The following is a 21,661-nucleotide window of genomic DNA, read 5'->3' on the forward strand; positions in this document are numbered from 1 at the left end:
GCCCTGGCCCGGAAGGTGCGCCCCGCGGATCAGAACTTCTTGCTGACGCCGAACTGGACGATGCGGCCGATGCTGAAGCCCGTCCCTTGGGTAGTGTCGAAACCGAGGCTCGCGGCCGAGCGGAACTCGGAAGGCGAAACGTCGAACAGGTTCTGGACATTCAGCGTGAACGACAGGTCGCTGGCCCAGGCGGACTTCGCCTTGACGTCGTACTTGAAGAACAGGTTGATCGTGTCGAAAGCCGAAACCTTGGTCTGACCGAATTCCACGAGGCCGCGCTTGTAACCGGACGTGTGGTTCCAGATCACTTGCGCGCGCAGCCCGCCAACTCTGGTTCCCAGAGTGCCCTGGATGCGGAACACCGGGGTGTTGAAGGCAAGATCGTCGGACAGCGGCAGCGAGGGCAGGGCAYGCGATTCCTGCGAAAGACGGTAGTTGCCGTTCACGCTCGCATCGAACGAGGCAAACCTGGTGTCGAGCACGTAGTTCGCGGAAAAGTCGATCCCGTCCAGCGTGGCGGTGCCCAGGTTGCGCGAACGCGTGTCGAGCGCGACCAGCACCGGTGAACTGGTGCCGCCCGAAGTAATGAGCGCCTGGCCCGGGGAGGTCGGGTTGGCCACGGTGAAGTTGAAATTGGCCGGATCGAACTGCGTGAGATAGGCCGCCAGTTCCTGGCCGCTGGGCCGCACCGAATAGAGCTGCGGGAAGTTGGCGTAGTAGTCGCTGAGGTCGGCGCCGGTGACGGGCCTTCCGATCGTTCCCTTCAGATCGATGTTGTAATAGCTGACATTCAGCGTCAGCCCCGACAGGAACGGCGGTTCGATCTGGGCACCGATCGACCAGTTGGTGGCCTTCTGCGGCTGAAGGCCCGGCGCGGTGCCCGAAACGAACAGCCCGATTTCGCCCGGAGCCGCAGTCACGCCGGGGGGCGTGCGCAGGAATGCAGCCGGCACCGTCGCCACGGCGGAGGCCAGGACGCCGAGCTGGTCGACCGGGGAAGGCGCCGTGAACGACTTGCCCCAGTTGCCGCGGATCGCGATCCATTCGACCGGGCGCAGGGTGGCGGCGAGCTTCGGATTGAAGGTGTCGCCGAAGTCGCTGTACTTGTCGTAGCGGCCGGATGCGGAAAGGGTCAGCTCGTTGATGAAGGACATCGCGTTTTCATCGCCGACGATCGGGATCGACAGTTCTCCGAATACCGAATCCACTTTCTGGATATACGTGGCCGGGTTCTGGAGCGCATAAGTGGATGCATTCGTGGTGCGCCGGGTGAAATTGTCCTGCATGTGCTCGTAGCCCGCGGCTGCGCGCAGCATGCCGCCCGGCAGCGCGAAGAGGGGTCCATTGACGATGGCCCGGTAGTCGTAGAACTCGTTCCGTCCGCTGCCGCTGGCATAGCGCAGCAACCCGGATGCCACGCCGGGCGCGGTGGCGCCGACGTCGTAGGGATTGAGAGTGCGCGCCGCGAGCGCGGCAGACTGGGCGGCCGCGCTGATCTGGGCGTTGTTGAAGGACGTCGTGGCGATGCCGTAGCTGAACAGGCCGCTGAATTCCCAGTCCGAGCCAAGCTCCACCGAGACGGAAGGGGCAATGCGCCAGGTTTCCAGATCGGTCTGCTGGGTGGCGGACCGGGTTCCGAAGAGCGGGCTGTAGTCGAACCTGACCACTTGCGGCAGCCCGGCATTGGCGTCGGCGGTCGGGCGGTAGAACGGCGAGGCGGCCGTCAGCGTGGCCTGCCCTGCCGCACCCGTGCCCAGGGCGCCGGTGCCCAGGGTTCCGTTGACCTGGCTGATCGCGCGATTGGCGTAGAGCGCGGTCATGTCGAATTTCACGCCGCCGGAAAGCCGCTGGTTGAGCCGGGCGAACACGGTATGCAGTGTCGAAGTCGGATAGATGGCGACCGGATCCGAGAAATCGCAGACATTGGGTCCGCCCGCGACGAGGCCCGATCCGGAAGGCACATAGGCGGTGGTGCCGATGGTCGCGTTGGGCGCGGCGCAGTTGCGGCCGGTGGGGATGTCGGTGTTCCAGTCGACCTGCTTCACCCAGTCCCGATCCGCGCCGTAGACGCTGTCGTGATGGGAGTAGCCGTAGGCGACGTAGAAACCGCCCGAGCCCCAGTCCTTGCCCGCCAGCGCGCTGGCTTCGATCGACTGGTAGTCCTCGCCGATGCCGTAGCGGGCATCGGCCTGGATGCCGTCGAACCGGTCGCGCGTGACGAAGTTGATGACGCCGCCGATCGCGTCCGAGCCATATACCGCCGAGCCGCCATCGGTCATGGCCTCGACGCGCGCGATCACGCCGGGCGCGATGATGTCGGGATCCACCGCGACCTGCTGGATGCCCGCACCGACGACACGCTGGCCGTCGAACAGGACCAGCGTCTGGGCGCCGCCGCTGGTGTTGGCGCCRGGCAGGTTGCGCAAGTTGGGACGGTTGATCGGGTTCGACCCGTTGGAGCCGGGCTGCTGCGATATGCCGGCGGGCAAGGCATTGAAGAAGTTGCCGACTTGCGGAATGGTGCTGAGCACCTGGCTGGTCGAGGCCGCGCCGGTGGCCGCGATCTGGTCAGTATCGACATTGATGACGTTGTTGCCGGCCGGAGCGATGCCGCGAATGAGCGTGCCGATCACGACGATCGGTTCGCTGGTCACCTGGTCTGCCAGCGGCTGCTCGGGCGCCGGAGCTGGCGCCTGGGTCTCGGTCTGGGCCATCGCTGCGGCGGGTAGCAGCGCGATGGTTGCCGCTCCCAGTGCCAGCCGGGTCGCCGAACGCGTGTAGATGTTTGCCATTTCCTGTTTCCTCCCCTGGAAAAATGTTTGGAATCCGTCTTCAAATCCGTCTCGTCAGCTTTGATCTGATCGAGACGATTCAGAGTGGCAGTTGCACCTCGTTGACCGAAGTCACCACGACCTTCCCGTCCTGATTGGTCATGCGGACCTCGATGCGCACGACGGGGAAACCCCACTCGGAATTCTCGATCTTCTCGATCACCTCACCCTCGATCCAAGTTACGTCGCCTTCGAAGGCGGGGCCCCGGAACTCGCTCTTGGCGTGGCGGACCATGCCGTCGTGGCCGGCCCAGAAGGCCAGGTAATCGGTGTTCCAGGCGGCCATCGTGGCGCCGTAGCCATAGGCACGGTGCATGCCGATCTCGCTGGCGCGGCCGTCGTCGATATGGCCGCGCGAGGGGCCGAGGTAGAGGCCGTCGCGCAGGCGCGGGTCGACAAGGGCGCCTTCCTCGTCGAACGAGAAGCCCTCGATCCAGCCCATGTCCTGATTGACCCAGCAATCGGGCACGCCTTCGATGCCCTGCCAGTAGAAGCTGCCCCAGATGTTGAACACGAAGGCGCGGTATTCGGTGGTGAAGCTGGCGATCGAGTGAGGGCCGATGACGCGGCGCGGAAGCTTGTCGCCCACCGCGACCGCCTCGAACCGGGGGGAGACGCCGTCGCGGTTGGACAGGAACCAATCGCGCCGCGCCTGGTCGATCCCGGCAAGTTCGGCCTGGGTCCACTTGTGCGGGGTGCCGGCGGTGGAGGCGTACATTCCCCGCTTTTCCGCTTCCTTGGCAAGATAGCGGATGACCGTGGGGCAGGACTTGGCAATGAGATCGCCGCGCTGGTTGCGGTGGATCGTGTCGCCGCGCTGGAACAGGGTGGGGCCGGCGAAGCGGGTGTCGGTCAGCTTGTAACCCGTGAAGATGCGCTCGTGGGAAATCCGGTCTCCGGGGCGCACGTTGGTGCCGTACCACCACCATTCCTCGCCGCCGAAAATCATGTGCTGGCCTTCGATGCGTCCGACGCAGGCCTGATTGTTGCCATGGCCGTAGTCGAGCGCCACCAGCATCGATTGCGGCGCAATGAGATCGCCGAACTTGCTCTGCTGGGCGAAGCGCTGGTCCCAGTGCAGCGGGTTGACGTAGTCCATCGCCATGACCCAGCGGCGGATATCCGTCTTGTTGCAGGGCTCCCAAAGCTCGCCGCCGCCGACCTGATGGCCCAGCCGCCATTCGACGTCGCTGATGTCCATGATCGCGTCTTCTGCCGTTTCAGCCAAAGGTGCATCCTCCGTTCGTTATGCAAAGGAGAGATGCTGCACCGGCCCGGATCAGACTTGTCGTATCCGGACAATCATGGCCCGGCCGGATTTACAGTCTGGCCAGCGCGCTTTCCCGCAAGGCGCGCGCCCGCAAGTCGCGGGGGCTGGAACCCAGCATCTGCTGCGAGAAATGGGACAGGGCGGATTGCTCGGCAAAGCCCAGCCGGCGTGAAATGACCTGCAATTCGACGTCCGTTCGCCCGATGTAATAAGCCAGGTAATCGCAGCGGACCTGGTCCTTGATCCGCTGGAAACTCGTCCCTTCATCGTGGAGGCGCCGGTTCATCGTGCGGGGGTGAAGCGCCAGCAACCGCGCGACGCGTTCGCTGGTGCATTCGTTGGTGCTGAGCCACTGCATGACGATTCCGCGCACCCGCGCGCTCACCGAGGGACGGACATCCCGGAAGGTCGAGCGCAAGTGGGCGATGGCTTCGGTGCGGGCGTGGGCATCCGCGTCATGGATGGGGAAGGCCATGTCGGCGGCGCGGAAGGCTATGCCGTCCTCGGTGCGGCAGAAACGCACCTCGCAGCCGAAATAGCGGCGGTAGCTGCGCAGCGTTGCCAGGTTGCCGTGCCGGAAATGCACGTCCCTGGCCCGCGCCCGGCCGCCGGTGAGCACCATGGCGCCGAGGTGGCCCAGCAACATGAGTTGCTCCACGGCCTGACAGCGGCCCAGCAGAGTGCCGACCAGCACGTCGTGCCCCAGGAAGACATGGGCGCCGGAAGCGGTCGCGGCTTTCCAGACCCGCGCAGCAAGCGAGTGGGCATTGTTGTGGACCACCGCCAGCGTCGTGGCTTCGCCGAAAGTGCGGGCATGGGCCATGAGCGTCCCGAGCCGGCCGTAGACGCCGCGGCCGCCCTGCCGCAGGGCGAGCCGCATGCCGAAGTCGGCCGCGCCCAGTTCCCGCGCGGCTCGGTCCACCAGGGCCATCCACTGCTCGTAAGAGGCGGCGCCTTCCCGTTCGCAGTCGGCTTCGTCGAGCCCGGATTCGGCCAGCATGACCTGCGGCTGGCCGCCCAGTTCGCGGACGAGTTCGGGAAAGTGGCGCAGCAGGCGCGCGCCCAGCAGATGGCCGCCGGCTTCGCTGTTCGAAGCCCTGCCGCCCTGAGGAGCCGGGTGCCTTGCTTCCATTTCCATCCGCAAACCTCGAACGATGGGGGACACGCCTTTCCGGCATGCTTTCTCCGCGCGTTTCGATCAAGCGTTCGCGCGCCTCCACCGCGTTTCATCGCCTGGCCGAAGTCGGAACGCGCGCCGGACGGATTGTCCCGATCCAGCAAGTCGGGCCGAAGAATGCCCGGCAAGGCTCTGGCGGTCCGGCCGGAGTCGGCTGCGGGGGTGCCAGATCCGATCACGGGGTCAGGTGCAACAGGGGAGAGTGTCATGGCTGAAGCGCGTTTCGCGGGCGCTGCATCGTTTTATGGATTGATGGCGGCATTGCTGATGTTTCCGCAAGTCGGACATGCGCAGGATCAGGCCGCGCCGCAGCCGGCAGCCGCTTCCTCCGAGATCATCGTCACCGCGCAGCGCCGCGCCGAACAGTCGCGCGACGTGCCGATCAGCGTCACCTCGCTGGGGGCGGAGCAGTTGGCGACTGCCAATGTCCAGCAGCTTTCCGATACCGCGCGGGTAACGCCGGGCCTGCGTTTCGACAGCCAGGGACCGGCGGTGCAGCCCACCATTCGCGGCGTCGGCACGGCCATAACCACTTCCGGCGGCGGTCCCAATGTCGGCATCTATGTCGATGGGTTCTTCCAGGCCAACACCTACATGTCGGACTTCGACCTGCTCAACGTTCGCAATATCCAGGTGCTGAAGGGACCGCAGGGTACGCTGTTCGGCCGCAACACCACGGGCGGCGCGATCCTGGTGACCACGGCCGATCCCAGCACGGATACCGGCGCGGAGGCCAAGGTCAGCTATGGCCGCTTCAATGCGCTGAAAGCGCAGGCCTATGCCACGTTCGGCATCAGCGACCGCGTCGCGATCGACGTGGAGGGGCTCTATCGCCGCGGCGACGGCTATTTCACCGACCTTGCCACCGATGACGACGACATCGGCAGGTACGAAAACTGGTCGCTGCGCGTGGGCATGAAGGCCGATCTGACCGACGACGTCTCGCTGCTGCTGCGCTGGGTCCATGCGGAAACCGACGATCCGACCACCCAGCTGGTGAACGCCTATGTCGACAAGAGCGGCGGCGCGGGCTTCCTCGACAAGGTTTCGCCCGCCGGTCAGGCGATCTACGGGGCGTCCAGCTCCCAGGGACTGCCGCTGGTCTATTTCTATGCGCCGTCATCGACTTATGCCACCAAGCCGGGGCAAGTCCTGCTCAACACCCCGGTCGATTTCCGCACCAATTCGGACGCGCTTCAGGCAACGTTGAAGGCCGATCTGGGCCTTGCGGAGTTCACCTCCTACACCCAGTACCGCAAGGACCTGTCGCCCTATCACGGCGATCTGGACGCGACGGCGCTGCCGTTCTTCAACATCTACGTTGGCGTGAATGACGAGACCTGGAGCCAGGAATTCCTCATCAATTCGAAGGCGGGATCGCCATTGCAGTGGACGGCGGGCCTCAATTACTTCCAGATCCGCGACACCTGGGACATCGGCGCCAGCTTCGGCGGATCGCCCTATGGTCAGTTCGGCGGATCGAGCACGACGACCAAGTCCTACGCCGCATTCCTGGACGCGACATATGCGGTGAGCGACCAGCTGTTCTTCACGCTGGGCGGCCGGTACAGCCATGACACGGTGGGCGATGCCTACTTCGTCACCAACGCGACGACCACGTCCTACATCGGGCCGGACGGCCTGCCGGTGCCCTATTCGGGCGGCGCGGGCGTGCGCATCCCGGTCAACAGGCTGAAAAACGACAGCTTCACGCCGCGCGTGGTGGTCCGTTACAAGCCCAGCGAGGAATCGAGCGTCTACGCATCGTGGACGCGGGGCTACAAGGCAGGCATCCTGAACGTCGGCGGCTATTCGCAGCAGCCGGTGAAGCCCGAGAAGATCGATGCCTTCGAAGTGGGCTTCAAGTACGACGACCGCCGGTTCTCGGCCGATCTTGCCGGGTTCTATTACGATTACAAGAACCTGCAGGTTTCCAGCTATCAGAATGGCGCGGCGCAGATCCGCAATGCCGCGTCCTCGGAAATCTACGGACTGGAGGCGCAGCTTCGCTACAAGGTCAGCGATGCGTTCTCGCTGCTGGGCGGTGCGGCCTGGACCCATGCGCGGTACAAATCCTTCACCAACGCGCCCTATTACAGCTATTGCGATCCGGCGATTGCGGACCTGAGCAATGCGATGGCCTGCATCCCCACCGCTCTGGGCGGGTTCGGACCGGGCGCGATCACGCAGACCTCCACCGATGCCTCCGGCTACAAGATGCAGCGCGCGCCCGATTTCACCGGTAATATCGGCGCCAGCTACCGGCTGGACCTGGCCGGCGGCGGGCTGACGCTGTCGGGCAATCTCTACTACACCTCCAGCTTCTATTTCGATCCCGAGCAGCAGTTCAAGCAGAAGGGCTACGAAGTGCTGGCGCTGCGGGCGGAGTGGACGGACCCGTCGGAGCGCTACACCGTGGCGGTGTTCGGCGATAACGTCACCAACACGCGCTATCGCACGCAAGTGCTGTTCAACACGCTGGGGACGGGTTCGGTCTGGAACGCCCCGGTGACCTACGGCATCCAGCTGGGCGCGAAGTTCCGGTGAAGGCCATGCGCCTTGCGCCCGCGGGCGGCGAACGGCAGCTCGAACTGGTGGAGCTGCCGGCAGCGGAGGCTCTGAGGCCGGGCGAGATACGCGTCCGCGTGCACGGCGCATCGCTGAACTTTCGCGACGGGCTGGTGATCGGGGGCATGTTTCCCTCGCCGCCGGGGCTGATCCCGCTGTCCGACTGCGCGGGCGAAGTGGTGGAAGTCGCTGCGGGCGTGACGCAGTTTGCCCTGGGCGACCGGGTGATCAGCACTTTCCACCCCAATTGGCGCGACGGCCATGTCGACCGCGCCGAACTCGACAATGCGCCGGGCGGTCCCGCAGATGGCTTCGCTTGCGAGGAAGCGGTGCGTCCGGCCTCGCACTTCACGCGCGCGCCGGGCAATCTCTCGCTGGTGGAAGCTGCATGTCTGCCCTGCGCGGCGGTGACGGCATGGCGCGCAGTAATCACGGACGGGCGCGTCAGCCCGGGACAGCATGTGCTGGTGCAGGGCACCGGCGGCGTTTCGCTGTTCGCGCTGCAATTCGCCAGGGCGGCGGGCGCCACCGTCATCGCCATCGGTTCGACCCCGGAAAAGCGGGAGCGCCTGCGCGAACTGGGTGCGGACCATGTGATAGACCGCATCGCCACGCCGGACTGGGGAGACGCCGTGCTGGAACTGACCGGCGGCCTAGGCGTCGAGCATGTGATCGAGGTGGGCGGCCCGAACACGCTGGCGCAGAGCTTCAAGGCGGCGCGGACCGGCGGCCACATCGCGATCATCGGGGCGGTGGCCGGGTTCGATGTCGATACGATGCCCTTCGCCGCGGTCCAGGCCAAGCGCCTCTGCCTTCAGGCGGTGACGGTCGGCAGCCACCGCGACCAGATCGAGATGGTTCGCGCGATCGAGGCGCATGATATTCATCCGGTGATCGACCGGGTGTTCCCGCTTCACGCCCTGGAAGACGCCGTCGCGCACATGCGTTCGGGCCAGCAGGTGGGCAAAATCTGCATCGAAATTTGAATGAATTCGGGCTGACACCGAAAACGGAGAGGACCAATGACGCCAGACATCCAGACCCTGCTCGACCGCGAGGCGATCCGCGATTGCGTCGCCCGCCTTGCGCGCGGTGAGGACCGGCGCAGCGCGGACCTGATCCGCTCCTGCTGGTGGCCGGAGGCGCGGTTCGACTACGGCGTCTATGCTGGTGATTTCGACGCCTATCTCGCCTGGGTCGTGCCCGGCGCCGATGCCATCAAGGATACGCAGCACCTGATCGGCCAGTCGGTAATCGAACTGGACGGCGATAGCGCACGCGTCGAAAGCCATGTCTTCTCCTATCACCGCGTGGACATGGGGGAGGGAGATCGCGACACCTGCATCGGCGGCCGCTACCTCGACACGTTCGAGAAGCGCGACGGGCAATGGCGCATTGCCGACCGGGTGATGCTCTACGATTGGGAGCAGGACTGGGGCGCCGCCGCCGACTGGTCGAAGGGCGTGATGGGCTATCCCTTCACCGCCGAGCACTTCCCCGGCCGCGCCAAGGGCGACTTCAGCGAGCGCTGGTTCGCCGGAGAAACGGCATGAGCGCGCCGCTGGCCGGCAAGGTCGCGCTGGTTACCGGCGCCAGCCGGGGCATCGGCAAAGGCATCGCGCTGGTCCTGGCCGAACAGGGCGCGACCGTCTACGTCACCGGGCGCACCGTGCGGGAGGGGGACTACTACCTGCCCGGCACCGTGGGCGGAACGGCGGCCGAATGCGACGCGCGCGGCAGGGACAGCGGCGGGCGCGGTGTTGCGGTGGCCTGCGATCATGGCGACGATGCCGCCGTGGCCGCGCTGTTCGAGCGGATAGCCGCCGAGCAGGGACGACTCGACATCCTCGTCAACAATGCCTTCACGCTCTCGGACGACTTGTTGGAGCCCAAGGCCTTCTGGGAAAAGCCGCTCTCCAACCTGGAGATGTGGGACGTGGGCGTGCGCTCCAACTACGTGGCGGCCTGGCACGCTGCCAGGATCATGGCGCCGCAGAAATCGGGGCTGATCGTGGCGATTTCCGGCTTCGCAGCCGTCACTTACACGTACAGCGTGATCTTCGGCACGTCCAAGTCGGCGGTCGACCGCATGGCGCGCGACATGGCGATCGAACTGGAACCGCACGGCGTCGCCTCGCTGACGCTTTGGCAGGGCTTGACCTTGACCGAGAAGGCGCAGGACAATCTTGCCAGGATGGGCGACAAGATGACCGCCTCGATCACCCAGATGCACGGCAGCAGCGTGGAGCATCCGGGCCGGGTGATCGCCGCGCTGGCCGCCGATCCCGCTGTGATGAAGCGCTCCGGCGGAGAATTCGTTACGGCCGAACTCGCGCAGGAATACGGCCTGACCGACGTGGACGGCCAAGTGATCCAATCCGCCCGCGCCTCGCGCGGTTCGCCCCTATGGAAGCCCATTGCGGAGGTAGACTACCGTGGCAAGTGACACCCCCCGAGACCGCGCGGCGCGGTTGGACGAACTGCTGGACAAGCAGGACATTCGCGAATGCCTGGCCCGCTTTTCGCGCGGGATGGACCGGTTCGACCGGGACATATACCTCTCGGCGTTCTGGGACGATGCGACGATGGCGGCCGGGCCTTTCGTGGGGTCGGCGGCGGATTGCTGGGACTGGGCGGTGCCGATGCACGAGGCCGGGCAGATCCTCACCCATCACGCGCTGCTCCAGACCACCATCGATCTCGACGGCGACACCGCCCATACCGAAACCTATTATCAGTTCGTCGGCCGCAATCGCGGCGAGCTGCTGTGGATCGCAGGCGGCCGTTACATCGACCGGCTGGAGCGGCGAGGAGATGTCTGGCGGATCGCGCTGCGCACCAATGTCATCGAATGGGGTTCCATGCCCCCGCCGATGGCCGTTCCCTTCTCGGACGTTCCGGGCATCGCGCTGAACGGCGTGTCCAGTCGCGACAAGGACGATCCATCCTACCAGCGGCCGCTCGTCAACCGCCGCGCGCCCAGCAATCCGGCAAGGAAGTGAGCGAGGTGGGCCGGATCTCCGACGGACTTGTCGGGAAAGTCGCGGTCGTGACCGGGGCCACGCGGGGAATCGGCAAGGGCATCGCCTGCGCGCTCGCGGAGCAGGGCGCGACCGTCTACGTCACGGGCAGGACGACGGGCGCGGGCCAGAACCCCTTGCCGGGAACGCTTGCGGAAACGGTGGCGGAGGTGGATGCGCGCGGCGGCAAGGGCGTGGCCGTCGCGCTCGATCTCAAGGACGACGCGCAGATCGCCGCACTGTTCGCGCAAGTGCGCCGGGACGAAGGGCGGCTCGATATCCTCGCCAACAATGCCATGGCCATTCCGGAGGCCATGACCCGCCGCGACGGGTTCTGGGAAAAGCCGCTGGATGCGTGGGAAATCTGGGATACCGGCATGCGTGCCGCCTATATTGCCGCCTGGCATGCGGCGCGGATCATGGTGCCGCAGGGTTCCGGCCTGATCGCCGCGCTCTCCGGCTATGTCGGCGTGACGTATACCTACGATGTCGTGTTCGGCACCACCAAGACCGCCACGGACCGGATGATGCGCGACATGGGGCACGAGCTGCGCGATACCGGCGTCAGCGCCGTCTCGCTCTGGCAGGGCTTCACGTATACCGAGCGGGCGAGGGAAAACCTGAAGACGGTGCCCGGCATGGCCGGCCAGCTCAACAGCGCGGTCGGCTCCTCGCCCGAGTTCCCGGGGCGGGTGATCGCCGCGCTGGCAATGGACCCGCAGGTTCAGGCCCGGTCGGGCGGGACTTTCATCAATGCCGAACTCGCCGCCGAATATGGCGTGACGGACAAGGACGGCCGCACGATCCCCTCCCTGCGCGAAACGCGCGGGGCGCCGCTGTGGAGCGCCGGCGAAACCACCTGGAGCAGGCCATGAGCGAACGCCGTTTCGATGGAAAAGTGGCCGTCATCACGGGCGGCGCGCGCGGGTTGGGCCGTGCCTATGCCGAATTGCTGGGCGGGCTGGGCTCGCGGATCGTGGTCGCCGACAACGGCAGCGCCCTCTCGGGCTCCGGATCGGATGCCGGCCCGGCCGAGCAGGCCGCCCAGGCCCTTCGCGGCGCCGGGTGCGAGGCGGTGGCCTGCACCGAGAGCGTGGCCACGGAACCGGGCGGCAAAGCCATTGTCGAGGCCGCGCTCGATGCCTTCGGGCGGGTCGACGTGGTGATCCACAACGCGGGCAACAACCGCTTCGCGATGCTCGACGAGATCAGCTACGACGATTTCCGCAGCGTAGTGGACGTGCACTTGCTGGGCGCTTTCCACGTCGTGCGCCCGGCTTTCGAGCGCATGGTGAAGCAGGGCTACGGCCGGGTGGTGCTCACCGGGTCGATCGGTGGGCTCTATTCGATGCCGAGCGTGGTCAACTACGCCGTGTCCAAATCCGGCATGATCGGGCTGAACAACATCGTCGCCATCGAAGGCGCGGCGCATGGGGTGAAATCGAACATCATCCTGCCGGGCGCGGTGACGCGCATGGCCGAGGGACTGGATACCTCGCAATATCCCGCGATGGGCCCGGAACTGGTCGCCCCGGTGGTGGGCTGGCTGGCGCATGAAAGCTGTTCGGTGACCGGCGAGATGTACGTCTCTATGGGTGGCCGCGTGGCCCGCGCCTTCATCGCCGAGACCGAGGGCGTCTACCGGCCGGACTGGACCATCGACCGCGTGGCGGCGGAAATCGGCGAGATCCGCGACATGTCCCGCCAGTGGACCTTCCACCCCGCAGAGGACGGCTTTTCCGAGCATATGGCGCGCAGTTTCGAATTGGTGCGCCGAGGCGTGGAGGCGGGCTAGGCGTTCGGTTCCATCGTTTGACGGCCGTGCGGAAAGGTTCGGCTCAGGCGGGTTGAGGCGCGCGGCTGTCGACCAGCCCCGCTTGGGCAAGGGCGCTCCAGAAGCTCTCGGGGATCGGCGTGGACATCAACGCCAGCGCGGCATCCAGTTCGGCCTTCGTGGCGATGCCGGGAATCACGGCGTCCACGATCGGATGCCGTACCGGAAACTGCAATGCCGCCGCCGCCAGCGGAATGCCGAATTCGGCGCACAAGTCTTCGATGCGGCCCACCCGCGCGATGATATCGGCAGAGGGCGCGCCATATTCGTAAGGCGCGGGCAGGCCATTCCGCACCCCGCGCGCGAGAATGCCGGAGTTGAAGGGCGCCCCGGCGACGATGCGCACTCCGCGCGCGGCGCATAAGGGAAACAGGCGATCGAGCGGCGATTGCTCCAGCAGGGTATAGCGCCCGGCCAGCAGGATGACGTCGAGATCGGCGTGGTCCAGGACTTCCTCGCAGACCGCGGTTTCGTTCACGCCGAGGCCGATCGCGACCACCGCGCCGCCGTCGCGCAGTTCCTGCATGGCGCGCAGGCCCCCGTCCAGGAACTGCCGCATCCTTTCGGCATGGTCGGCGCTATGGGCATAGCTGCCGATGTCGTGTGCCAGCAGGATATCCACGCGATCGCGTCGCAGGCGTTTCAGGCTGGCCTCGTGCGAGCGCAGGACGGCGTCGTAGCCGTAGTCGAACACGCTTTCGAACGGCTCGGGCGAGACGAAACCCTGACGTAGGGCGGTGAGATCGGCAAGGGGGGCCGGATCCAGGCGGCGGCCGACTTTCGTGGAGATGACGGCTTCACCTGCCGGGTCCAGCGTGGCCAGCGCTTCGCCTAGCCGCTTTTCGCTCAGCCCGAAGCCGTAGTGCGGCGCAGTGTCGAAATAGCGCAGGCCCGCCGCCCAGGCAGCCTCGATCACCGCGAAGGCCTCCGCGTCGGGGACCGGGCGATAGAGGTTGCCGATCGCGGCCGAGCCGAAGCTCAGCGGTGCCGGGAACGATTGCGTCGCCATGCTTACTCCAGTCCGTAGAATTGACGTGCCGCGCCTTCGAACAGGCGTTGCCGGTCGGCCGCGCCAAGATCGCCCACCAGCATCAGGGTATCGTCGATCCAGTCGGCATAGCTGTCGCCCATGTGCAGGAGCACCGGCCAGTCGCTGCCCCACATGGTGCGCGCGCCGAAGCATTCGAACACATGCGCGGCATAAGGCGCCAGCGCGGCGGCGTCCTGCCCCTTTGCCTGCTGCGTGCGCAGACCCGAAAGTTTGCACCACACGTTCGGCAGCCGGGCGAGGGCGGCAAGGTCCGCGCGCCAGGGGTCCATGGCAAGGACGGCCGCGCCGGGCTTGCCGGCGTGGTCTATGACGATGGGAATCTGCGGCCAGGCCTCTGCGAAGCGGGCGAGAGCGGGCAAGTGGCGCGGCTCGACGAGGGCATCGAAGCGCAGGCCCTGCTCGGCCAGGGCCGCGATGGCGGGGTGCAGTTCGTGTCGCAGGAGCCATTCGCTGTCGGCCATGGCCTGGAGCATCGGACGCAGGCCCACGCATTTGGGGCGCCCGGCCAGCGCGGCGATGCGCTGCGGCGCGCAGGGCGCGTCGAGCGCGGCCCAGGCGACGATGCCCAGCACCATCGGCTCTTCGGCGGCAAGGGCGAAGAGCCAGTCCGTATCGCGGTCGTCGGGCTGGGACTGGACGAGCACCGTGCCCGCAAGATCGACACCCGTGGTGGCCGCGGCCAGGTCGGGCGGAAGGAAATCGCGGTTCAACAGTGGCCAGTCGGCATCGGGCCAGCTACATTCCGGCGCAAAAATGCGCCAGAAGTGCTGATGCGAATCGAGAATGCGCGGACGCGTCACCGGCGCCGCCCCGGATGGGGCCGACGGCGCGCCGCGGCTCTGCAGCGGGTCGTCCGAAACGCGGCGGTCATGTCCTCTCCCTTGCCTTCCGGCCTTGCGCCCTGAATAAACATACGACATCATACAACATGCGATGCGGCTGTCCATGCCGCCCTGACAAATCAAGACGAAAGGATGCCAAGAATGAAACTCTGCCGCGTCGGCGAAGCCGGAAACGAGCGCCCAGCGATGATCGATGCCGAGGGCGGCATCCGCGACCTTTCCGGCCATGTGGGAGACATCGATTCCGGGGCGATTTCGTCGGACGCCTTGTCGCGCCTTGCCCAGATCGACCCGGCTTCGCTGCCGCTGATCGAAGGCCCGGTGCGCTATGGCCCTTGCGTGGGCGGGACGCGCCAGTTCGTCGCCATCGGCCTCAACTATGCCGACCATGCCGCCGAATCCAACCTGCCGATCCCCGAGGAACCGGTGGTCTTCAACAAGTGGGTGAGCTGCATCCAGGGGCCGAACGATCCGGTGACGATCCCGCGCGCCTCGCGAAAGACCGATTGGGAAGTCGAACTCGGCGTGATCATCGGCACAGAGGCCTACAATGTGGACGAAGCTTCGGCGCTCGATCATGTCGCGGGTTACTGCGTCGTCAACGACGTGTCGGAGCGGGAGTGGCAGCAGGAGCGCGGCGCCACCTGGGACAAGGGCAAGGGCTTCCCCGGCTTCGGGCCGATCGGACCCTGGCTGGTCACGGCCGACGAAGTGGGCGATCCGCAGGCGCTGGGCATGTGGCTGGAGGTCAATGGCAAGCGCGTGCAGGACGGCAGTTCCTCGACGATGATCTTCACCGTCGCCCAGATCGTGTCCTACCTCAGCCAGTTCATGACGCTGCTTCCCGGCGACGTCATCACCACCGGCACCCCGCCGGGCGTCGGCCTCGGCCAGAAGCCGGAGCCCTGGTACCTCAAGGCGGGTGACGTGGTGACCCTGGGTATCGAGAAGCTGGGCACGCAGCGGCAGGAGTTCGTCGCGATAGACTGATTGACAGCATGCGCCCCATGCGCTTAATTCATCATACGTATTATGTGGTGATGGAGAGGGTATGGGGCGTCTTGCTGGTAAGACTGCACTGGTGACGGCGGCCGGACAGGGTATCGGCCGCGCCAGTGCCGAAGCGTTTCTGCGCGAAGGCGCGCGGGTGATCGCGACGGACATCCGCGCCGATGTGCTGGCGGACTTCGAGGGCGCGGAAACGCTGGTGCTCGACGTGACCGATGCCGATGCCGTAAAGGCTGTTGCGGCGGCGCATCCCGACATCGACGTGCTGTTCAACTGCGCGGGCTTCGTCCATCCCGGCACCATTCTCGACTGCGACGAGGAGGCCTGGGCCTTTTCCAACGCGCTCAATGTCACCGCGCAATACCGCATGATCCGGGCCGTGCTGCCGCAGATGATCGCGCTCGGGCGGGGCTCTATCATCAACATGTCGTCGGTGGCATCCAGCGTGAAGGCCGTGCCCAACCGCTTCGCCTATTCGACTACCAAGGCGGCGGTGATCGGGCTGACCAAATCGGTCGCGGTGGACTTCGTCACTCAGGGCATCCGCTGCAATGCGATCTGCCCCGGCACGGTGGAAACGCCCTCGTTGCTCCAGCGCCTGCGCGACACCGGCGATTTCGAGAAGGCCTATGCGGAATTCACGGCAAGGCAGGCGATGGGCCGCTTCGGCCGACCGGGGGAGCTGGCAGCGCTCGCGGTCTATCTGGCTTCGGACGAGTCCGCTTTCACCACCGGCGGGATCCATGTGATCGACGGCGGCTGGACCAGCTGAATCCGCACAAGAACAAGAATCCGGACAAGAACAAGAAAAGGGAGACGGAACTATGATCGAGGCCCGCCGCATCGCGCGCCTTCTGGCCCTGCTGGCGGCGGGCGCCAGCGCCCTGCCGGCCATCGCCCAGGAGCGCGCCGTCGAAGTGCACGTCTCTCCGCAAGGCGACGACCGCAATCCCGGCACGGCGGCGCGGCCGGTCCGCTCGCTTCCCCGCGCGCAGGCCCTGGTGCGGCGCAGCAATGCCAAGGCGGATGTAACGGTGCTGCTGGGCGAGGGGACCTACCGCCTGGAGGCGCCGCTCTCGTTCCGGCGCGGCGATGGCGGGCTGGGCGGTCATGCGGTGACATGGAAGGCGGCGACGGGCGCGCATCCCACGATTTCCGGCGGCATGGCGGTGACGGGGTTCAAGCCTTACGATGCGGAGCGCCGCATCTGGGTCGCGGATGTGCCCAAGGGCCTCGATACCCGGCAGGTCTGGGTCGACGGCACGCTGGCGGAGCGGCCCTGGGTGGAGATCCGCGCCGCCGACGTGAAGTTCGATGCGCAGGGCTTCACCGTGGTGAACCCCAAGCTGGACTGGCTCTCCACGCTGGCCCGGCCGGACCGGGTGGAGCTGGAGGCGACCGGCTTCTTCACCGATCGCTTCTCCCCGGTGAAGGCCATCGCGAGCGGCCGCGTGACGATGCAGCAGCCCGCCTGGGACAACAACACCTGGGGCTACGACACGATCTCCAAGCCGATCTTCCCCGACGACAGCCGCCTGTTCCTGACCAATGCCCTGGAATTCGTCGGCAAGGCGAACGAGTGGCACTCGCGCCCCTATCAGTGGGTGATCGACCCGCAGGCGGGCAAGCTCTATCTGCGCATAGGCCTGGACGAGGACATCGCCGGGCGCGAGGTGATCGTGCCCCGGCTGGAGGCGCTGGTTTCCATCGCGGGCACGCCCGAGGCGCCGGTGGAGCGGCTGCACTTCGAAGGCCTGCGTTTTTCGCATACGAGCTGGCTCGGCCCCTCGCGCCCCACCGGCTATGCCAACCAGCAGAGCGGCGCGTTCCTCTACGAGACCTCTCCGATCCGCCCCGCCGATGCCTGGCAAAGCTGCGGCTGGGGCTGTACCGAATTCGAATCGATGCGCCAGAAATGGCACCAGATGCCTGCCGCCGTGCAGGTCTCCGCGGCGCGCGACGTCACTTTTGCAGGCAATACCTTCTCGCAGCTCGGCCAGGTGGCGCTCGGCATCGGCAATGACGCCAATGCCAACCTTTCGGGCGTGGGGCTGGCGGCGCAGGGTGTGCGCGTGACGCGCAATCGCTTCGCCGTGCTCTCGGGCAGCGCGATCATGGCGGGCGGCGTCCGGGTCGAGGCGCACCACCCGGCGGATCCCCGCCTCGTCAACCGCGACCTCGCGATCGAGGACAATACGGTCGTCACCGTCAGCCAGGACTACCGCGACAACGCGGCGATCCTCACCACTTACGTGACCGGCGCGCGCATCGCTCATAACGACATCAGCGATGCCCCCTATGACGGGATCGCCGTCGGCTGGGGCTGGGGCTACAACGATGCGGGCGGCAACCCGAATTACGACGAGAACGCGAAGGGCTACGTCCACAACACCAGGTTCACCACGCCCACGACGCTGCGCGATACCGTGGTGGAGGGTAACCGCATCCACGGCGTGAAGACCTGGTTCATGGACGGCGGCGCGATCTACAACCTTTCGGCCAACCCGGACTCGGTGATCCGGGGCAATCACATCTTCGACATCGGCAACCGCATCGCGATCTATCTCGACGAGGGCTCGAAGCACTTCAGGATCGCCGGCAACGTCGTCGAGACGGGCGGCAAGTGGCTCAATATCAACACCGCGGGCGCCATGTACAAGCGGCGCATCTCCACTGACAACCTGGCCACCGGCAACTGGCACACGGTCAACACCACCGGCGGGCGCTGGCTGGAGGAGATCGGCAACGTCGCGCGGGACAATCCGCTGGTGCCCGACCGGAACTGGCCCGCCGAGGCGCAAGCCGTGATCGACGCGGCCGGGGTGCGCAAGTGAGCGGGGCCGGCCTTGACCGCCGCGCGCTGCTCAAGAGTGCCGGCGCGCTGGGTACAGCCGCAGGGATGCCGCTGGGTTCGGCCCTGGCGCAGGAGGCGGCGGCGCTGCGCGTGGTCGATCTTCGCGCCGAGGGACTGGTCGCGCCGATCGGGCTCGACCAGCAGGACGTGCGGCTCTCGTGGCGGCTGGAAAGCGACCGGCGCGGCGTGACCCAGACCCGCTGCGAGGTTCAGGCCGCGTCGAGCGCCGCGCTGCTGGAGGCGGGCACGCCGGACTTGTGGCACGCGGGCGAGGTGCTCACCCGGCGCAGCATGGACATGGGCTGGCTCGGTGCGCCGCTGAAGTCGCGGCAGAAGGTCTACTGGCGCGTCCTCGTGCGCGACGATGCGGGCCTGCGCGCGACCAGTCCGGTCGCCACGTTCGAAATGGGCCTGCTCGACAAGGCGGACTGGCAGGCGCAGTGGATCGAGGCGCAGACCGAGCTGGAACGCGCCGACCGCGCGGCCGGTCTCGTGTGGATGCGGGGCGACCGCACGGCGGACGATACCCCGCGCTTCTTCCGCCTCGCCTTCGATCTGGCAGAACCCGGGGACGTGACGCTGTTCACGGCGGCGAACTTCAAGTCGACGCTCTGGCTGGATGGGGCGCAAGTGGAAGTCCCCGTGGGTTTCAAGCGTTTCGGTATCGATCCGGTGGCGGTGACGACGCGCCGGCTGGCGGCGGGGCGTCATGTGCTGGGCTTCCAGGTGGAAAATCCGCGTGGCTTCAACGGGCCGAAAATCCACGAGATCGCTGCTACCGCGATGATCCGTACCGCTGGCCGGCGCCTGACCAGCGAGACGATGCGTACGGCCGTCCAAGCGCCCGAGGGGTGGTCCGAGGCGTCTTTCGACGATGCGCGCTGGGCCGCGGCGACCCGCTCCGCCGACCAGCCCCAGGCCTGGCCGAGAAGCGGTGCCTATATGCTCAGGCGCGAGTTCCGGCTGGCCAAGCCGGTCCGGCAGGCGCGGCTGCGCATGACGGCGCTCGGCGCTTATGTGGCGGAAATCAACGGCGCGCGTATCAGCGATGTCTGCCTTGCACCGGAAAGCAGCGATTTCCGTTCCACCGCGCTCTACCGCACTTACGACGTGACCGCGCTCCTGCGTCCGGGCGCCAACGCCATCGGCGCGATGCTGGGAGAGGGATGGTATGGCAGCTACCACGCCCCGGCCGGGCGCTATGCTTTCGGCGATCCGCCGCTGCGGCTGTTCGCGCAGCTCGAGGTCGAGCACACTGACGGCACCCGCTCGCTTGTCGCGACCGACAAGGATTGGCAGCTGCGCCCCGAAAGTCCGGTGACGCAGGCGGAAATCTACTACGGCGAGGATTACGACGCCCGGCTGGAGCAGCCCGGCTGGTCGCAGCCGGGGTTCCGGGGCGCAGGCTGGGTGCCGGTGCGGATCGGCGAGACCCCGCCTTGTGCGCTGGTCGCTCACGTCGGCCCGCCGATCTGCCCGATCGAGCGCATGGCGGCGAAATCCATCACCAGCTTCGACGGCGACCGACACGTCATCGACTTCGGCCAGAACTTCGCGGGCTGGGTGGAACTGAAGGCCCGCGGCGCGGCCGGGAAGCAGGTTTCGCTGCGCTTTGCCGAAATCCTCGGCGCGGACGGTCATGTCGATCAGGCGAACTTGCGGTCGGCGCGCTGCGCCTGTCTCTATACCCTGCGCGGCGATCCGGCGGGCGAGACGTACCAGCCGCACTTCACCTATTTCGGTTTCCGCTATGTCGAGGTCAGCGGACTGGGCCGCGCACCCACCGCAGACGAGATCGCGGGGATCGTCGTATCCAGCGCCCTGCCCGAAACCGGGCGGCCACTGATCGAGAACCGGATCATCCAGGGCCTGTGGCAGAACAGCCGCTGGAGCCAGCGCTCCAACTTCTTCGGCGTGCCTACCGACTGCCCGCAGCGCGACGAGCGGCTGGGCTGGACGGGGGACGCCAACGTGTTCTGGGACGCGGCGGCCTTCACCATGGACGTCGGCCCGTTCACCCGCCGCTTCATGGGCGACATGCGCGACGCCCAGGGGCCGCGCGGGGAATTCCCGGACTATGCGCCTTCCGGCTGGCGCGACCAGTTGCTCGGCGCCTCGCCGGGCTGGGCGGATGCCGGGGTGATCCTGCCCTGGACGGTCTGGCAGCGCTACGGGGACACCGCGATCGTGGAGCGCAACTGGCCGGCGATGACGCGCTACATGCGCTTCATCGCCGACAGCAACCCGGACCATGTCTGGCGCCACTTGCGCGGCTACGACTATGGCGATTGGGTGGCGCTGGACGCCAAGGAGCCGGGGGACGAGACCACGCCCAAGGACCTCATCGCGACGGCCATGTGGAAACGCTCGGCCGATGCCATGGCGCAGATGGCGCGCGGGGCGAAGCGCCAGCCCGAGGCGGAACGCTACGAGCAACTGGCGAAGGACATCACCGCCGCCTTCGCCGCGGCCTTCGTGCGGCCGGACGGCAGTGTCGGCAACGGGTCGCAATGCGGCTACATCCTCGCGCTGCGTTTCGGACTGGTGCCCGAGGGCCTGCGCGCGGCAGCGACGGCGAAGCTCGCAGCGGATATCCGGCGCCGCGGCACTTTGCTCTCGACCGGGTTCCTGGGCACGCCGTTCAGCCTCGATGCCCTGGCGGACCAAGGCGAGCATGCGCTGGTCTACGACCTGCTGCTGCGCACCGCCTTTCCCTCGTGGGGCTACATGATCGCCAAGGGCGCGACCACGATCTGGGAGCGCTGGAACGCCGACATGGCGGACGCTTCGATGAATTCGTACAACCACTATGCGCTGGGCGCGGTGACGGGTTTCGTGTTCCGCCGCGTGGCCGGGATCGACCCGCTCGACGCGGGCTTCCTCAAGTGGCGCTTCGACCCGGTGCTGGACCCGCGCCTGCCGCGCGGCGGGGCAAGCTACGACAGCGTGCTCGGCCGTATCGTCACGGAGTGGAGCAACGCGGCCGGGCAGTTCGATGCGCGGCTGGTGGTGCCTGCGAATTCGCGCGCGGAAGTCTGCCTGCCGGCCGGCTCGGCCGATGCCGTTCGCGAGAGCGGGCGCGCGCTCCCGGACGCACCGGGGGTGGAGATTGTCGGCATGCGCGGCGATCGCCTGGTGATCGAGGTCGGTTCGGGCGAGTACCGTTTCACGGCCCAGGGTCCCTCGTCCCGGAGCTGATCCGGGGC

The 21,661-nt window shown here is 66.9% G+C and carries 16 protein-coding genes; 11 read left to right on the forward strand and 5 right to left on the reverse strand.

Annotated features, from left to right (window positions below):
• Nucleotides 1-29: 29 nt before the first annotated feature.
• From AB4Z00_RS11415 to AB4Z00_RS11425, 3 genes are all read right to left on the reverse strand, one after another.
• Nucleotides 30-2,792 (reverse strand): TonB-dependent receptor domain-containing protein, encoded by a 2,763-nt coding sequence (locus AB4Z00_RS11415; protein ID WP_442046012.1) that lies wholly within the window; start codon nucleotides 2,790-2,792, stop codon nucleotides 30-32.
• A gap of 79 nt (nucleotides 2,793-2,871) precedes the next feature.
• Nucleotides 2,872-4,059, reverse strand: a complete 1,188-nt coding sequence (locus AB4Z00_RS11420) for a MaoC family dehydratase (protein WP_243654273.1) — start codon at nucleotides 4,057-4,059, stop codon at nucleotides 2,872-2,874.
• A gap of 91 nt (nucleotides 4,060-4,150) precedes the next feature.
• Entirely contained in the window at nucleotides 4,151-5,233 is a 1,083-nt protein-coding gene (locus tag AB4Z00_RS11425; protein WP_442046013.1) for an AraC family transcriptional regulator ligand-binding domain-containing protein, read from the reverse strand.
• Between the two features lie 252 nt (nucleotides 5,234-5,485).
• Between AB4Z00_RS11425 and AB4Z00_RS11430 the strand changes: the two genes are divergently transcribed.
• Genes AB4Z00_RS11430 through AB4Z00_RS11460 form a run of 7 tightly spaced genes read left to right on the forward strand, consistent with a single transcriptional unit; the run spans nucleotide 5,486 to nucleotide 12,661 of the window.
• Nucleotides 5,486-7,825 (forward strand): TonB-dependent receptor, encoded by a 2,340-nt coding sequence (locus tag AB4Z00_RS11430; protein ID WP_442046014.1) that lies wholly within the window; start codon nucleotides 5,486-5,488, stop codon nucleotides 7,823-7,825.
• A gap of 5 nt (nucleotides 7,826-7,830) precedes the next feature.
• Entirely contained in the window at nucleotides 7,831-8,832 is a 1,002-nt protein-coding gene (locus tag AB4Z00_RS11435; RefSeq protein ID WP_442046015.1) for a zinc-dependent alcohol dehydrogenase family protein, read from the forward strand.
• 36 nt (nucleotides 8,833-8,868) lie between these two features.
• On the forward strand, nucleotides 8,869-9,399 hold the full coding sequence (locus AB4Z00_RS11440; protein WP_442046016.1) for a nuclear transport factor 2 family protein: 531 nt from the start codon (nucleotides 8,869-8,871) through the stop codon (nucleotides 9,397-9,399).
• A complete protein-coding gene (locus tag AB4Z00_RS11445; protein ID WP_442046017.1) occupies nucleotides 9,396-10,292 on the forward strand; it encodes an SDR family NAD(P)-dependent oxidoreductase in 897 nt (298 codons plus the stop codon). The genes AB4Z00_RS11440 and AB4Z00_RS11445 overlap by 4 nt, the downstream gene beginning before the upstream one ends.
• Complete coding sequence (locus tag AB4Z00_RS11450) at nucleotides 10,282-10,848, forward strand: nuclear transport factor 2 family protein (RefSeq protein WP_134094284.1); 567 nt, start codon at nucleotides 10,282-10,284, stop codon at nucleotides 10,846-10,848. Before AB4Z00_RS11445 ends, AB4Z00_RS11450 begins: the two co-directional genes overlap by 11 nt.
• Nucleotides 10,849-10,853: 5 nt before the next feature.
• Nucleotides 10,854-11,741: an SDR family NAD(P)-dependent oxidoreductase gene (locus tag AB4Z00_RS11455; RefSeq protein ID WP_442046018.1), complete on the forward strand. Its 888-nt coding sequence runs from the start codon at nucleotides 10,854-10,856 to the stop codon at nucleotides 11,739-11,741.
• Nucleotides 11,738-12,661 (forward strand): SDR family NAD(P)-dependent oxidoreductase, encoded by a 924-nt coding sequence (locus AB4Z00_RS11460; protein WP_442046019.1) that lies wholly within the window; start codon nucleotides 11,738-11,740, stop codon nucleotides 12,659-12,661. The genes AB4Z00_RS11455 and AB4Z00_RS11460 overlap by 4 nt, the downstream gene beginning before the upstream one ends.
• 43 nt (nucleotides 12,662-12,704) lie before the next feature.
• On the opposite strand, the gene AB4Z00_RS11465 is transcribed toward AB4Z00_RS11460, so the two are convergent.
• Nucleotides 12,705-13,709: an aldo/keto reductase gene (locus tag AB4Z00_RS11465; RefSeq protein WP_442046020.1), complete on the reverse strand. Its 1,005-nt coding sequence runs from the start codon at nucleotides 13,707-13,709 to the stop codon at nucleotides 12,705-12,707.
• 2 nt (nucleotides 13,710-13,711) lie between these two features.
• Nucleotides 13,712-14,551 (reverse strand): amidohydrolase family protein, encoded by an 840-nt coding sequence (locus AB4Z00_RS11470; protein WP_442046021.1) that lies wholly within the window; start codon nucleotides 14,549-14,551, stop codon nucleotides 13,712-13,714.
• 183 nt (nucleotides 14,552-14,734) lie between these two features.
• On the opposite strand from AB4Z00_RS11470, the gene AB4Z00_RS11475 reads away from it, so the two are divergent.
• The 4 genes from AB4Z00_RS11475 to AB4Z00_RS11490 all read left to right on the forward strand — a co-directional run bounded on the left by AB4Z00_RS11475 (nucleotide 14,735) and on the right by AB4Z00_RS11490 (nucleotide 21,653).
• The gene (locus AB4Z00_RS11475) at nucleotides 14,735-15,583 is read left to right on the forward strand and encodes a fumarylacetoacetate hydrolase family protein (RefSeq protein WP_314466814.1); all 849 of its coding nucleotides are present in this window, start codon (nucleotides 14,735-14,737) and stop codon (nucleotides 15,581-15,583) included.
• A gap of 61 nt (nucleotides 15,584-15,644) precedes the next feature.
• The gene (locus AB4Z00_RS11480; RefSeq protein ID WP_442046022.1) at nucleotides 15,645-16,373 is read left to right on the forward strand and encodes an SDR family oxidoreductase; all 729 of its coding nucleotides are present in this window, start codon (nucleotides 15,645-15,647) and stop codon (nucleotides 16,371-16,373) included.
• 52 nt (nucleotides 16,374-16,425) lie between these two features.
• Entirely contained in the window at nucleotides 16,426-18,435 is a 2,010-nt protein-coding gene (locus AB4Z00_RS11485) for a right-handed parallel beta-helix repeat-containing protein (RefSeq protein ID WP_442046023.1), read from the forward strand.
• Nucleotides 18,432-21,653 (forward strand): family 78 glycoside hydrolase catalytic domain, encoded by a 3,222-nt coding sequence (locus tag AB4Z00_RS11490; protein ID WP_442046024.1) that lies wholly within the window; start codon nucleotides 18,432-18,434, stop codon nucleotides 21,651-21,653. The genes AB4Z00_RS11485 and AB4Z00_RS11490 overlap by 4 nt, the downstream gene beginning before the upstream one ends.
• Nucleotides 21,654-21,661: the final 8 nt, after the last annotated feature.

The sequence above is a fragment of the Novosphingobium sp. YAF33 genome (genome assembly GCF_052113265.1).
In the GTDB taxonomy this organism is placed as follows: domain Bacteria; phylum Pseudomonadota; class Alphaproteobacteria; order Sphingomonadales; family Sphingomonadaceae; genus Novosphingobium.